A 14,096-nucleotide genomic window follows, 5' to 3' on the forward strand; every position below is an offset into this window, starting at 1 on the left:
GTGCGCCGCTTGATCGCGGCGCACGCCTTGCAAGCGACAGGCTTGTCGCGCCATCCTCCCCCGCATGGACGTGGCGGGAAGGGCGGAACCTTCAGCCTGCGCTGTCCACCCCTTCGGCCACCAGCGCGCCGTTCGCAGCCGGCAGCGTGCCCGCTCCCCATTCGCGGTACTCGACCAGCGACGGTATCCGCCCGATCGCCCCCAGCGGCGCAATCCCCATTTTCTCCAGCAGCGCCAGCAATTCGCCCAGCACGGCCTCGCGCCGCAGCGACCAGGTCGAGGCGAAGCAGCGCCAGAAGGTCCAGCCGGCGCGTTCCAGCACGCGCTGGCGCGCCATGTCGGCCGGCCAGCGGTCCGGCCCATGGAATTCGTCGCCATCGAGTTCGATCGCCAGGCGGCGGTCGTCGGCGCCTTCGACCACCATGTCGATCCGGTAGCCGGCGGCCGGCACCTGCGGGATGACGCGGTAGCCGCGCGCGAACAGTTCGCCATAGACGTCGCGCTCGAAGCCCGACTCGCACAGGGCCGCCAGGCTGGCGCTTTCCTCGTCCCGCTCGACCGGCCGCGCGAAGTGCTCGACCAGGGTGCGCCGCAAATCCAGCGGAGACAGCTCGTCGAGCCGCACCGAGCGCACCAGGACCATGCGGTCGCGCGCACGCGAGGCGGCCACGTTGAAACGCTGGTCGTACATCGCGCCCGACAGCGCGTGGTGATTCTCGCGGTCGGCCACCATGCTCAGGAACACGATGTCGCGTTCGCTGCCCTGGAAGATGCGGGCGTCGCCGCAGGCGAACTGGCGCCGCGCCAGTTCCACCGCGTCGCAGCGTGCGCGCACCCCCTTGTCGATCAGCTGCGCCTGTTCCGGCCCGAGCAGCGACACCACGCCGAGCGTGCGCCCGGCCATCTTCGGGTCGCGCAGGATGGCCTCGATCTCGGCCACGATGCAGTCGGCCTCGGTCGGGTTGTGGCCCTTGGCCGAGCGGTAGCCGCCGGGCACGTGGATGTCGACCAGCGGCGGATCGAGCCGTTCCGAGGCGCGCGGCACCCGCACCGGCTGGATGAAGTTCTTGTAGAAGACCCGGTTGCTGTAGGCGATGATCGGCTGCACGCAGCGGAAGTGCTCGCGCAGCATCACCTTCGAGGCCGCGAACACGGTCGAGGCGATGTCGTACAGCGACATGTCGGCCGTAAGCACGGCCTCGAAGGGCTGGCCGGCCAGGAAGCGGCGGCGCAGGTCGCCGATCTTCGCGCTCGACACGAAGCCGGCCTCGGGCGAGACCTGCTTGTCGTCGCCGACCACCAGGATCTGCTTGCCGCGCAAGACCGCCGGCAACGCCCACAAATCGGACTGGCTGGCCTCGTCGACGATCACCAGATCAAAAGCGCCGAGCGCCGCCGGCAGGGTTTCCGATACGCGTGCATGGCTCATGATCCAGCACGGTACCGCGGCCTGGGCGTCGACCATGGCCTGCTGCGCATCGCGCCGGTAGCGCGCGGCATTCACGCCGGTGCCCTTGCCGAACTTGCGGATCGCGGTGCGGTAGGTTTCGAGCGCGCTCAGCACGTTCGGGCCGGCATTCTGCTTGGTGGCCAGCCAGGCCGACTTCGCCACCAGTTCCTGGTACAGGCGCGCCAGCGCGGTTTCCAGTTCGCGCCGGCGTGCCGCCAGGGCGCGCATCGTGTCGCGCGCATCGATGCCGTCGAGATGGGTGCGCAGGCGCGCCCAGGTCCAGGCGTCTCGCCAGCGGGTCGGGAACACCGCATCGTCGCCGGCATCGTCCTGGGCGATGGTCGCCACCCGCGCCGCCAGGCGCGTGGCGCCGCGGGCGGCGATGGCCGCCGCGAACTGCAAGACTTCCTTCAGTTCGTTCGCCAGCGCCTCGACGCGGCTTAGTTCGCCGACCAGGGCGGCATACTCGCCCAGCAGCGCATCAACCGGTATGCCGGGGTCGCCGAGCGCCTGGTCGAACAGTACCCGCAGGCGCAGCGAGACCGGCCCGCTGGCGCTTGCCAAGCCATCCCGCAGCTGTTGCAGGCTGGACGTGGCCTGCGCCAGCTCGGCGCGCGCCAGGTGGCGCCGCAACTGCGCGCGCACCTGCGCCAGGGCCTCTGCTCCGCCGAGCAGGGCTGCGTTCGGCACGCGCTCGAACACCTGTTCGGTCAATGACGGCAACTGCACGTCGGCCGTGCTGGCCAGCGTGTGGGCGGCGCGCGCCGTGGTGGCGATGGCCTCGATATCGCGCAGCTGGCCGATGTCGGCCTGCAGCAGCGGCAGCGACAGCAGCTCCGCAAAGGCGTTCCAGCGCACCGTGAACGACAGCAGGCGCGTATGCAGGGCGGCGTAGCGCCCCACGTGGGCCCAGTCGGCGCTGCCGGCCGGGGCCAGGCCGGCGACGCGGATGGCGCCGATGTGCGGCTTGATGTCGCCCACGCCAAAGGCCAGCAGCCCGAAGGGTTTGCCGGTCTCGGCGCCGCGCGCGATCGCCTCCCGCGCCTTCGGCAGTTCGAGCGCTTCGCGCGGTGCGCTCACCGGCTTTTGCATGAATTCGGCGCGTGCCTGGAGCAGGGCGTCGATTTCCGGGAACAGGGCTTCGAGCGCGCCGCGTTCGGTGGCGTATTGCGGGCGGCGCAGCTTGTCGCGCAGCGTGTGGGCCCAGGCGTGGCCGGAGGCGTCGAGCTGGCGCGCCAAGGCCAGCGCCGCGTCCAGTGCCGCCAGCAGCTGGCGCGCCGCGCCCGGCACCTCAGGCGTCGGCGCACGCAGCGGCGCCAGGGCGCCGCTGGCCTCGTCGCGCTCGATGGCGCGCAGGGTCTGCAGCTGACCGTGCAGCTGGCCGAGCGCGCCTGGCGCCGGCAGGCTGCGCGAGGCGGGCAGGCGTGCCTGGCAATAGACCAGGTCGGCGCCAAGGCTGCGCCGCAGCGCGCGCAGGCGCGTGCCGGCTTCGTCGTCGAAGGGCGGCGCATGCTCGGGCGCCAGCGTCAATGCGTCGTCGAACCAGCCGAACCGGGCCTGGCCGTCGATCACCAGTTCGGCCATCTTCTGGGCGCGCATCGGCACGCCGTCGACGTCGATCTCGGCCAGCTGGCTATGGGCGATGGCGTCGATGCGGCTGTCGATCTGCGCCATCTCGGCATGCGCGCGATCGAGCGCGCTGCGGCAGGCGGCGATCTGTTCCGCTTCGAGGCCGGTATCGAGGTGGGTCAGGGTGTGGATGATCGCTTCGATCGAGGCCTGGAACTGGCGCATGCCCTCCTTGTCGCCGGAGAGCAGGGCCACCGTCAGCGGCCGCACCGGTTCCGGGATCTTCTCCTGCAAGACCTTCAGGGCCGGCTCGCCCTTCGAGGTGACGAGGATGCGCTTGCCCATGGCCAGGTAGTGGCTGATGATGTTGGCGATGGTGTGGGTCTTGCCGGTGCCGGGCGGGCCTTGCACGGCCACGCCGGACGAACGTTCCAACTGCTGGATGATCGTTTCCTGCTCGCGGTTGTAGGGCAGCGGGAAGTACAGCTCGCGCGGCTCGCCCTTGACGGTCGGGCGGCCCGACAGGCCGCGAAAGGCGATCGGCGCGTGCTCGACGACGGCATTGTCGGGCCGGGTGACGATACTGGCCGCGCCTTCGGGCAGCGCATCCCCGCCGTTCACGCGTTCCTTCAAACGGGCGATGTCCTCGGTCAGGAAGTGGGTGGCGCGCGGGCGCGCGAAGATCACCCAGCCGCCAGTGACCACCAGGTCCGGGCCGGGCGCAGGCGCGCCCTGGGCCGCGCCATCGTAGCTTGCGCGGGCCGCGATGTTCCCAACCACGCCTTTCAGGATCGGCTCGAACGATGCCGGATCGAAGGGCGACAGGCCGCTGCCGCCGTCCGCCAGCAAGAGCGCACGCGCGGCGCGCTCGATGTCGTCGATGCCGGCCACGTCGCAGGCGCCGAAGGCATCGAGCTCCAGGCGCGCGGCGATGGGACGGGGCCCGAGCGTGATCGCATGCGAGTCGCTGTCGATCTCGATGTCGAGCGCCTGGGTCAGCAGCGGATAGTGGAAATCGACGGCGGCGCCGTCGGCGCGCGGGATCTGCCAGGACGACACGCCGACGCCCCAGACCAGCTCCAGCGGGCGCACCGCTTCCTGCGCTTCCAGGCGCGTCTTCAGCGCAAACAAATCGGCATACAGGGCGATGACTTGCCGGCGCGGCTTTTCGCGCGCGGCCCAGTTGTGCCAGTGCGGCAGGTAGGCCTGCAGCAGGTGGCCGACGCGGGCGCGGCGTTCGAGGTCGCGCTGCGCGGCTTCGTCCTCGGCCACGACCCGGACATCGTCGGCGCGCGCAGCCGCGAATACCGCTTCCTTCAGCGCCGGGGCAGGGCCGGCCGGGTCGTCGCCGATCGCCAGGAAGGCGGCCAGGTCCGGTTCGGACAGGACCGGCGCGCGCGTGGCTTCCAGGCGGTGCACGCGCAGCCATGCATCGTCGTCCATGCTGTCGTCGGGACTGTCGACGTTCAGGTCGACCCAGGGCAGGGTGGCCAGGTCGAACCAGGTTTTCTTGAATTCGGTGACCCGGGCCAGCGTGAAGGCGGCAGGGTCGATGTCTTTGGCTTGCTCGACCAGGTAGTCGAGCAGCCCGCTCATGAGCTGGGCAGGGGTGTGCATGTGGTGTTGCGGCTGGGCGATAGGAGAGCGCGGGCGACGCGGCGTACCGCATTCGGTTGCCGCTGAGTTAGCGCCATTCTACCCTGTCGCAATGCGAACCCAACGTTCGCATCGCAGCGTATCGTCCAGCCGGTGAGGGGCGACTACCGACGGAAGGCCGGCAGCGCGGGCTGCGGCCGGAGTGTCCGGCCGGCGTATGCTTACTGCTTCAGCGCTTCGACCTGGATCGCCAGCTTGACGGTCGGGTTGAAGCCCATCTGCACCGCGTAGTCGATGCCGAAGTCGGCGCGGTTGAAGGTGGCCGAGGCGTCGGCGCCGCAGGCTTCGCGCTTGAACATCGGGTGCTGGATGCACTTGAACTGGTTGATGGTCAGCTTCACCGGCTTGGTCACGCCGTGCAGGGTCAGTTCGCCGTTCACTTCGGCCGGCACGTTGCCCTTGAAGGTGATCGACTTCGACTTGTAGGTCGCGGTCGGGAATTTGGCGACGTCGAACATGTCCGGGCCCTTGGCGTGCTCGTTCATCTTTTCATGGCCGAAGTCCAGGGTGCTGGCATCGATGACGATGTCGACGCTGCCGGTCTTGGCGGCGCGGTCGAGCGTGATGGTGCCGCTCGTCTTGGTGAACTTGCCGCGCCAGACCGACAGGCCGCCCATGTGGTCGGCTTCGAAGCTCGGGAAGGTGTGGTTCGGCTCGATCGTGTAGGTGTCGGCGGCAAAGGCGGCGCCGTTGGCGGCAAGGGCGGCAAAGGCAACGGCGAGGTGCTTGAGGTTCATGCGTCTGGCTTTCAGTGGTGTGGATGATGCGACACTTTAACTGTTCCGCCAGGCGTAAATAAGCCCCTCCTACGGATAACACTGTTCCATTTTATGATGCAATGCAAAGGCTTCGCTAAGCCGGCTGTTCGTCCGTTGCGAAATACGACAGGAACATCGACACCGCCGCTTCGACCACCTGCGCGCCCTGCGCAGCAGGCAGCGGCGGCGCGCCAAACGCCACCTGCGGCCAGAAGGCAAAGGTCTTGATCTGCCCCTGCAACATGGTCGAGGCGAACAGCGGATCGCCCGGCTTCAGGCGGCCGTCGCGCTGGGCGGCGCGGATCCAGGCGGTCACGCCCTCCTCGCGTTCGCCCAGGCGCGCCAGCAGGGGCAGGGCGCGTTCCGGCGCATGGATCGCCTCGCCCACCGCCACCCGCGCCAGGTCGAGGAAATCGCGGTCGGCCAGGGTGCGCATCTTCAGGCCCATCAAATCGACCAGCTGTTCGCGCAGGCCGCGCTCGCGGCTGTACTCGAGCTCCACCAGGCCGGCGGCGTGCTCGAACATGCCCATCAGGGTTTCCGCGAACAGCTCTTCCTTGCTCGGGAAATGGTTGTAGACCGTGCGCTTCGATACCCCGGCCAGGGCCGCGATGCCGTCGACGCTGGCGGCCTCGAAGCCGTGGACACGGAACTGGTCGGCGGCCGCATCCAGGATGGCGCGGCGCTTGCGGTCGGTCAGGCGCAGGGGAAGGTTCATGCGAGGATTTTACACTCGCCAGTTTACTTCCTCAAGAATCGATACTACACTGTACAGTGTACATTTTAGCGTTTCGACATCATGCGCATCCTCTTCGGCATCATCCTGTTTGGAGTCGTCTTCATCATGAGCCTTTCCTCCTGCGCCACGGCCGCCCCCGACTACCCATCCTCGCCCCATTTCCGCGACAAGACCTTCCGCAATCCGGTTGCCATGCACGAACTGGGCGTCGGCGACATGGCGCGGCTGTGGTGGACCTTCCTGTTCGACAAGCCGAAGGGCACCGTGCCGCGCCAGGCGGTGCCGGTGCGGCCGCTGACCCGCGCGGCCTTGCTGGCCGCCCCCGACAACACCCTGTACCGGCTTGGTCATTCGACGATGCTGTTCAAGCTGGCGGGTGAGTTTTATTTGACCGATCCGGTGTTCTCGAAACGCGCCTCGCCGGTGCAGTGGGCCGGCCCCGCGCGCTTCCACGCGCCGCCGATCGCCATCGAGGAGCTGCCGCCGATCAAGGCCGTGATCCTTTCGCACGACCATTACGACCACCTCGACCACGCCGCCGTGCTGGCGCTGGCGCCGAAGACCGCCGTGTTCCTGACGCCGCTCGGCGTCGGCCAGCGCCTGATCAACTGGGGCGTCGACCCGGCCAAGGTGCGCCAGCACGACTGGTGGCAGGAAACCGAGCTCGACGGCGTGCGCTTCGTGGCGACGCCGGCCCAGCATTTCTCGGGCCGCGGCCTGGGCGACCGCAACAGCACGCTGTGGGCATCCTGGGTGGTCCTGCACGACGAGCTGCGCCTGTTCTTCAGCGGCGACACCGGTTACTTCGACGGCTTCAAGGAGATCGGCGCCAAGTACGGCCCCTTCGACGTCGCCCTGATGGAAACCGGCGCCTACGACAAGCTGTGGCCCGACGTCCACATGCAGCCCGAGCAGACCCTGCAAGCCTTCCTCGACGTGCGCGGCAAGTGGCTGGTGCCGGTACATAACGGCACCTTCGACCTCGGCCTGCATCGCTGGCAGGATCCGTTCGAGCGCATCTCGGCGCTGGCTGCGGAGAAGGGGGTAAGCATGGCGACGCCGGAAATGGGCGAGGCGCTCGACCTGAAGGCGCCGCACGCCGGCCGTGCCTGGTGGCGCGAGCTTCAATAAGCTCCCGTATACTCGGCGCATGCACATCGACGAGGAGGGACGGATGCGTCCGGAAATACTGGTACTGGGGTCGGGCTGGATGCCTGACGTGAGCGCGAAACTCGATCGCCGTTTCACTTGCCATCATCTGGCGAACGTGGCGCCGGAAGAACGGCAGGCCTACATCGCACGCGTCGCTCCCGGCGTGCGCGGCGTGTTCGCTAGCGGCACGGTCGGCATCGACGCCCGGCTCGCCGCGCAATTGCCGCAGCTGGAAATCGTCGCGGTGCACGGCGTCGGCGTCGATGCGGTCGATTTTGCGGCCCTGGCGCCACGCGGCATTCCGGTCACGAACACCCCCGACGTGCTCACCGACGACGTCGCCGACCTGGCGGTGGCGCTGCTGCTGGCGGCGGCGCGCCGCGTGCCCATGCTCGACCGGTATGTGCGCGACGGCGGCTGGGAAGCGAAGCGGCCCCTGATGCCCAGTCGCGCCCTGCGTGGCAAGGTGGCCGGCATTCTCGGCCTGGGGCGCATCGGCCAGGCCGTGGCCACGCGCCTGGAAGGCTTCGGCATGCAGATCCGCTACCACCAGCGCAGCACGGCGAACAGCGCCTATCCGCGCAGCGCTTCGCTTCTCGATCTCGCGCGCGACAGCGATTATTTGGTCGTCTGCGCGCCGGGCGGGCCGGGAACGCAGCACCTGGTGAACGCGGAGGTCATCGACGCGCTCGGGCCACAGGGCACGCTGGTGAACATCGCGCGCGGCTCGCTGGTGGACGAAGCGGCGCTGGTGACGGCCTTGGCGGCGGGCCGCCTGGGCGCTGCCGCGCTCGACGTGTTCGAGGACGAGCCGCGGGGGCCGGCGGCGCTGAAGGAGATGGAGCAGGTCGTGCTTACGCCGCACGTGGGCAGCTTCACGCTGGAAGCGCGCACGGCGATGGGCATGCTGGCGATCGACAACCTGCTGGCTCACTTCGCCGGCGAACCGCTTCGGACGCCGGTCGAACGCACCACAAGCTAGTGCGCCAGCAGCACCGGCAAGGGCGCGCGCTCGAGCAGGGTGCGCGTGACGCCGCCGAGCAGCAGTTCGCGGTAGCGGCTGTGGCCAAAGGCGCCGCTCACCAGCAGGCTGCAGCGCTCGGCGATGTCGAGCAAGGCCTGGCCTGGCGCCGCCGCCGTGCGTTCCACCACCACCTCCACCCGTACGCCGTGGCGCGCCAGCCAGGCCGCCATGTCGGCGCCCGGTTCCTCGCCGTGCAGGCCGGCTTCCCGTTCGGGATTCACCAGCGCCAGGCGCACCGTGTTGGCCTGTATCAGCAACGGCAGCGCGGCCGTGAGCGCGCGTAGCGCCGGCACGCTGCCGTCCCAGCCGGCGACGATCGTGCCAGTGAGCGGCTGGCCGGCGTAGGCGGGCGGCACCACCAGCACCGGACGTGCGCTGTGCAGGGCCAGGTACTGGGGCAGGGCGCGCTCGGCGCCGCCGTCCGGCCGGTCCTGGCCGGTCACGACCAGATCGGCATAGCGCGCCTGCAGCAGCAGGGCTGCGCGGCTTTCGTCCTCGACCAGGCGTTCCTCGACCAAGGCCACGCCAAGCCGGCGCGCGCGTTCGCCGAACCCGCGCAGGCTGGCACGCGCACGCTCGCGCAGGGCGTCGAACTCGTCGGCCGGGGCCACCGCCATCGAGCCGGTGAGCAGGGCATAGGCCGGCCAGCTCAGGCCAGTGCTGGCGCTGCCAACCAGGTGGGCGCCATGCGCATTCGCGAGCCAGGCCGCGCCCTGCAGGCGCGCGTCCAGGTGCGGGTCGTCGTCGACGTGGACGATGATGGTCTTGAACATGGCGTTCCCCTGGTGGCGAATGCCGGGCGGCTAGCGCCCGGAGGCCTTGCCGCCGCTGCGCACCACGATCTGGACCGCGGTGATGCGGTCGTGGCGCGCAAAGCGCGCGGCCGAGCCGCCCGGCCGCCGCAGGCGCGCGCCGGCGCCGACCAGCGCCAGGTCGGCGGTGAAGCGGTGCAGCGACAGGATCGCCTCGAGCGCGCCCAGCGCCTCGCGTCCGAGCGCGGTGTCGCCGTCCTCGATGCGCGGTGTCACGCGGTGCAGGGCGCACAGTGCCAGGGCATTGTCGGCCAGGTGGGCTTGCAGGTTGCCGTGGCCGCTGCATTCCATCAGCGTTTCCTCGTGGCGGAACACGGCCTCGACCTCGGCCACCACGAGCGGCCAGCCGGCGATGAAGGCGTCGTCGGGCGCGGCCGCGAGCTGGCCGATGCGGGCGCACAGCATCTTGCGCGCGTGCCGCATCGCACTGCCGATTACATGCAGTCGGCCATCGGAGCCGTTGCTACGCATCATGAAAGTTCCCGTATTGAGCCAAGGCCTGAAACGGTCAGTTTCGGCGCGTCAGACGACGCGGGTTTGATCTAGATCAAAGTGCAGAAAGATGATTGGGAACGCATTTCCAGGGCGTCCTTCCGTGCTGGTCAAAGAGTTCGCCGGGGAATATGAATTTGTGCAAATGCATTTACCGGGGTAAAATACTTTTCTGTCAACGCGGACACCGCGTCCGCGGTCCATCGCAGCGGCCACGCCCGTCTGCACCACTCCCTGGCAATCGCCGGTGCCCATGCACCGCATCCGATTGTGTTCGCCTTGTGCGGTCGATTCCGCACGCCCACCAGGTCGGCGCAGCAGCGCCGAGCGCATCGCTCTGAAAGGACGAAGACGATGACTGTCATAGCACCCCGCTGGCCCACGCGCCTGCAACCGCATAACTTTGTACTGGCCACCGATCTCGACGGCACTCTGCTGGCCGGCAGCCCCGACGCCCGGCGCCGCGTGCGCGAACTGTTCGTCGCGCGCGTATCCGGCGCCCAGCTGACCAACTCCTGCAACGCCAACGCCATGACCGCGACCCTGCACCAGGCCCTGAGCATGGGCGAGGACGAGCGCGCCTACCGCACCGCGCGCATGGGCATAGTCGTAGCCGACCATGACGTCGCGCGCTGGGGCGACGACTTCCTGGCGGCGGTCGCGGCCAGCGGCGCCGCACCGATAATCGCCGATGCGGCCTGAGGATCATTCATTATGCGTTATCTCATGACGAACAACGACCTGCAAGCCTGGCTGCTGGCGGTCGGTATCTGCCTGGCCGTGATCGTGCTGCTATACGGCGTGAAAGCGCTGCTGCTGCGGCGCCTGACGCACATCGCGCCGCACACCGACACCTACCTCGACGACCTGGCCATCAAGATCCTGGCCAGCACCCAGCCCTTCTTCATCTTCCTGATGGGCGTGCATGCTGGGGCCCAGGTCCTGAGCCTGCCGCCGCGCAGCGAGACCATCCTGCAGCACCTGTCGGTGACGGTGTTCCTGCTGCAGGCGGCGCGCTGGGGCGACGTCGGTATCAAGGGCTGGTTCCACCATTACCGGCTGCGCCGCAGCGCCGAGGACGCGGCCAGCACCACCTCGACCGCGGCGCTCGGCTTCGTCGCGCGCACGGCGCTGTGGGTGGTCATCCTGCTGATGATCCTCGATAACTTCGGCGTCAACATCACGACCCTGGTGGCCAGCCTCGGCATCGGCGGTATCGCGGTGGCGCTGGCGATGCAGAACATCCTCGGCGATTTGTTCTCCTCGCTGTCCATCGTGTTGGACAAGCCCTTCGTGGTGGGCGACTTCATCATCGTCGACGACGTGCTCGGCACCGTGGAGTATGTCGGCCTGAAGACCACGCGCCTGCGCAGCTTGGGCGGCGAGCAGATCGTGTTCTCGAACAGCGACCTGCTGAAAAGCCGCATCCGCAACTACAAGCACATGCAGACCCGGCGCATCGTGTTCGCGATCCGCACGCCGTACCAGATCACGAAGGCCCAGCTGCTGGCGGTGCCGGCGCTGCTGCGCGAAGCGGTGGAGCGGCAGGAAATGGCGACCTTCGACCGCGCCCACTTCAAGGGCTATGGCACGTCTTCGCTGGAATTCGAGACCGTGTACTACGTGAACAGCGGCGACTACGGCGTCTACATGGACGTGCAGCAGGCGATCAATGTCTTCCTGTTCGAGCGCTTCGCCGAGCAGGACATCCCGTTCGCTTATCCGACCCAACTGCTCAAGCTCGACCAGCCGGACGAGTGGATGACGGTCACGCGTCCCGAAGAGCGGCGCGCTGCCAACAGCTAGCGGTCCCGCCCCGAGCCGCGCAGTATAATGTGGCCCGCTTGCCGGAATGGCAAGCGCGGACATGCATACGGAGACTGGAGAGATGGCAGAGGGGCAGGGGTTTCTGCTGACACGGCACTGGCAGGACACGGACGCCGGCGTCGAGGTCGACTTCTGGCTCGCCACCGACGACGGCCCGCGCCGCGTGCGCGTGGCGCCGCAGCCGGCGATCGCCTTTGTGCCGCTCGAACAGCGCGAGGCGGCGGAGTTCGTGCTGCGCGGCGAGCGCGGCTGGGAATTGCGCGAACTCCAGCTGGCCGACTTCAACCACCGTCCGGTGCTGGGCCTGTATTGCCGCCACTACCGCCAGCTGCTGCGCATCGAAAAGCGCCTGCGCATGCAGGGCGTGGCCGTGTACGAGGCGGACATCCGCCCGCCCGAGCGCTACCTGATGGAGCGCTTCATCACCGCACCGGTGTCTTTCGGCGGCAACGCGCTGGACGCCGATCCGCGCCTTATCGACGGCCAGGTGAAGCCCGCGCCCGGCTACCGCCCCAGGCTGCGCCTGGTCTCGCTCGACATCGAAACCACCTCGACCGGAGAACTGCGCTCGATCGCACTCGAGGGCTGCGGCCAGCGCCAGGTCTACATGCTCGGCCCTGCAAACGGCGACCCCGCCGGCCTCGACTTCGACTTCGACTACTGCGCCAGCCGCGTCGAACTGCTCGACCGGCTGGAAGCGTGGTTCCGCCAGCACGACCCCGATGCCATCATCGGCTGGAACGTGATCCAGTTCGACATGCGCGTGCTGCAGGAACACGCCGAGCGCTACAACCGCCCGCTGCGCCTGGGGCGCGACGCCAGCGCCATCGAATGGCGCGAGCACAAGGGCGACGGCGAACATTACTTCATCTGCATCGCCGGGCGCCTGGTCATCGACGGCATCGAGGCGCTGCGCTCGGCGACCTGGAGTTTTCCCTCGTTCAGCCTGGAGTCGGTGTCGCAGGCCCTGCTCGGCGAAGGCAAGGCGATCGACAATCCCTACGACCGCATGGCCGAGATCGACCGCATGTTCGCCGAGGACAAGCCGGCCCTGGCGCGCTACAACCTGCAGGATTGCGTGCTGGTGACGCGCATTTTTGAAAAGACCGCGCTGCTGGCGTTCCTGCTGGAGCGCGCCAGCGTCACCGGCCTCGCCGTCGACCGCAGCGGCGGCTCGGTGGCCGCATTCGAACACCTGTACATCCCGCTGATGCACCGCCAGGGTTTCGTGGCGCCGAACGTGGGCGACGTGGCCGGGGGCGACAGCCCGGGCGGCTTCGTGATGGATTCGCGCTCCGGCCTGTACGACTCGGTACTGGTGCTGGACTACAAAAGCCTGTACCCGTCGATCATCCGCACCTTCCTGATCGACCCGGTCGGTCTGGTCGAAGGCCTGCGCCAGGACGCACCGGACACCGTGCCGGGCTTTCGCGGCGCGCGCTTCTCGCGCACGCGGCATTGCCTGCCCGGCATCGTGCGCGGCGTGTGGGAAGGGCGCGAAGCGGCCAAGCGCGAGAAGAACGCGCCGCTGTCGCAGGCGCTGAAGATCATCATGAACGCCTTCTACGGCGTGCTCGGCGCCTACGGCTGCCGCTTCTTCGACCCGCGCCTGGCCTCCTCGATCACGCTGCGCGGCCACGCCATCATGCACCGCACGCGCGAACTGATCGAGGAAGCGGGTTACCAGGTGATCTATGGCGACACCGATTCGACCTTCGTCTGGCTCGGCGCCGCCCACCCGGACGATGAAGCCGAGCGCATCGGCCGCGCGCTGGTGGCGCAGGTGAACAACTACTGGCACACCCATTTGAAGATCGAGCTGGGCCTGGACAGCGTGCTGGAACTCGAATACGAAGCGCATTACCGGCGCTTCCTGATGCCGACCGTGCGCGGTTCGGACGAGGGCAGCAAGAAGCGCTATGCCGGGTTGACGGTCAAGGCGGACGGCGGCGAGGAGATGGTCTATAAAGGCCTGGAAACCGTGCGCACAGACTGGACGCCCTTGGCCCAGGGCTTCCAGCAGGCGCTGTACCTGCGCATCTTCAAGGGCGAGCCGTACGAGGACTTTGTGCGCGACACCGTGGCGCGGTTGCTGGCGGGCGAGTGCGACGACGCGCTGGTGTACCGCAAGCGCCTGCGCCGCCGGCTCGACGAGTACGAAAAGAATGTGCCGCCGCACGTGCGCGCGGCGCGCATCGCCGACGAACACTATCTGCGCCAGGGCAAGCCGGCGCTGTACCGCAAGGGCGGCGGCTGGATACGCTATGTGATGACGGTGTCCGGACCCGAGCCGCTGGAAGCGCTGCGCTCGACCATCGACTACGAGCACTACCTGACAAGGCAGCTGGAACCGATCGCGGATGCGATCCTGCCGTTCATGGGCGACAGCTTTGCGCGCCTGACCAGCAGGCAGGGCGCGTTGTTCTGACACGCGTAGGGTGGGTTCTCGAACCCACCATGATGGTGCATGGCGTACCTGCCTGGTAGGTTCAAGAACCCACCGTGATGGTGCATGGCGTACCTGCCTGGTAGGTTCAAGAACCCACCCTACGTCGCTCGAACGCTGAGACGCGTAGGGTGGGTTCTCGAACCCACCGTGATGGTGCATGGCGTACCA

Annotated in this window: 10 protein-coding genes; 5 read left to right on the top strand and 5 right to left on the bottom strand. The window is 68.4% G+C overall.

What is annotated here, in order from left to right:
- Window positions 1-91: 91 nt before the first annotated feature.
- The 3 genes from QPK31_RS12455 to QPK31_RS12465 form a co-directional block, all read right to left on the bottom strand.
- Window positions 92-4,636, bottom strand: coding sequence for an AAA domain-containing protein (locus tag QPK31_RS12455; RefSeq protein ID WP_290423250.1), 4,545 nt, complete (start codon window positions 4,634-4,636; stop codon window positions 92-94).
- A 200-nt stretch (window positions 4,637-4,836) separates the two neighbouring features.
- Complete coding sequence (locus QPK31_RS12460; protein ID WP_290423251.1) at window positions 4,837-5,412, bottom strand: YceI family protein; 576 nt, start codon at window positions 5,410-5,412, stop codon at window positions 4,837-4,839.
- Window positions 5,413-5,527: 115 nt separating this feature from the next.
- Window positions 5,528-6,151, bottom strand: a complete 624-nt coding sequence (locus QPK31_RS12465; protein ID WP_290423252.1) for a TetR/AcrR family transcriptional regulator — start codon at window positions 6,149-6,151, stop codon at window positions 5,528-5,530.
- A 126-nt stretch (window positions 6,152-6,277) separates the two neighbouring features.
- Here QPK31_RS12465 and QPK31_RS12470 point away from each other — a divergent pair, with 126 nt between their 5' ends.
- Together QPK31_RS12470 and QPK31_RS12475 are read left to right on the top strand one after the other, a co-directional pair.
- The gene (locus tag QPK31_RS12470; protein WP_374045805.1) at window positions 6,278-7,303 is read left to right on the top strand and encodes an MBL fold metallo-hydrolase; all 1,026 of its coding nucleotides are present in this window, start codon (window positions 6,278-6,280) and stop codon (window positions 7,301-7,303) included.
- Between the two features lie 43 nt (window positions 7,304-7,346).
- Window positions 7,347-8,306: a 2-hydroxyacid dehydrogenase gene (locus QPK31_RS12475; protein ID WP_290423254.1), complete on the top strand. Its 960-nt coding sequence runs from the start codon at window positions 7,347-7,349 to the stop codon at window positions 8,304-8,306.
- Here QPK31_RS12475 and QPK31_RS12480 read toward each other — a convergent pair.
- Entirely contained in the window at window positions 8,303-9,121 is an 819-nt protein-coding gene (locus tag QPK31_RS12480) for a universal stress protein (protein ID WP_290423255.1), read from the bottom strand. The two genes, QPK31_RS12475 and QPK31_RS12480, sit on opposite strands and share 4 nt — an antisense overlap.
- Window positions 9,122-9,151: 30 nt before the next feature.
- Entirely contained in the window at window positions 9,152-9,634 is a 483-nt protein-coding gene (locus QPK31_RS12485; RefSeq protein WP_290423256.1) for a hypothetical protein, read from the bottom strand.
- 372 nt (window positions 9,635-10,006) lie between these two features.
- Between QPK31_RS12485 and QPK31_RS12490 the strand changes: the two genes are divergently transcribed.
- The 3 genes from QPK31_RS12490 (at window position 10,007) to QPK31_RS12500 (ending at window position 13,907) form a co-directional block, all read left to right on the top strand.
- A complete protein-coding gene (locus QPK31_RS12490) occupies window positions 10,007-10,354 on the top strand; it encodes a hypothetical protein (protein ID WP_290423257.1) in 348 nt (115 codons plus the stop codon).
- A 24-nt stretch (window positions 10,355-10,378) separates the two neighbouring features.
- Window positions 10,379-11,458, top strand: a complete 1,080-nt coding sequence (locus tag QPK31_RS12495; RefSeq protein WP_290423258.1) for a mechanosensitive ion channel family protein — start codon at window positions 10,379-10,381, stop codon at window positions 11,456-11,458.
- Window positions 11,459-11,540: 82 nt separating this feature from the next.
- Window positions 11,541-13,907 (top strand): DNA polymerase II, encoded by a 2,367-nt coding sequence (locus QPK31_RS12500; protein WP_290423259.1) that lies wholly within the window; start codon window positions 11,541-11,543, stop codon window positions 13,905-13,907.
- The last annotated feature ends 189 nt before the right edge of the window (window positions 13,908-14,096 follow it).

The organism is Massilia sp. YIM B02769, from assembly GCF_030411995.1.
Lineage (GTDB): Bacteria > Pseudomonadota > Gammaproteobacteria > Burkholderiales > Burkholderiaceae_D > Telluria.

Excerpts from the sequence above, each read along its gene's own strand:
- QPK31_RS12455 (WP_290423250.1), bottom strand. The coding sequence starts at position 4,636 with ATGCACACCCCTGCCCAGCTCATGAGCGGGCTGCTCGACTACCTGGTC.
- QPK31_RS12495 (WP_290423258.1), top strand. The coding sequence starts at position 10,379 with ATGACGAACAACGACCTGCAAGCCTGGCTGCTGGCGGTCGGTATCTGC.
- QPK31_RS12470 (WP_374045805.1), top strand. The coding sequence starts at position 6,278 with ATGAGCCTTTCCTCCTGCGCCACGGCCGCCCCCGACTACCCATCCTCG.
- QPK31_RS12465 (WP_290423252.1), bottom strand. The coding sequence starts at position 6,151 with ATGAACCTTCCCCTGCGCCTGACCGACCGCAAGCGCCGCGCCATCCTG.
- QPK31_RS12475 (WP_290423254.1), top strand. The coding sequence starts at position 7,347 with ATGCGTCCGGAAATACTGGTACTGGGGTCGGGCTGGATGCCTGACGTG.
- QPK31_RS12490 (WP_290423257.1), top strand. The coding sequence starts at position 10,007 with ATGACTGTCATAGCACCCCGCTGGCCCACGCGCCTGCAACCGCATAAC.
- QPK31_RS12460 (WP_290423251.1), bottom strand. The coding sequence starts at position 5,412 with ATGAACCTCAAGCACCTCGCCGTTGCCTTTGCCGCCCTTGCCGCCAAC.
- QPK31_RS12480 (WP_290423255.1), bottom strand. The coding sequence starts at position 9,121 with ATGTTCAAGACCATCATCGTCCACGTCGACGACGACCCGCACCTGGAC.
- QPK31_RS12500 (WP_290423259.1), top strand. The coding sequence starts at position 11,541 with ATGGCAGAGGGGCAGGGGTTTCTGCTGACACGGCACTGGCAGGACACG.
- QPK31_RS12485 (WP_290423256.1), bottom strand. The coding sequence starts at position 9,634 with ATGATGCGTAGCAACGGCTCCGATGGCCGACTGCATGTAATCGGCAGT.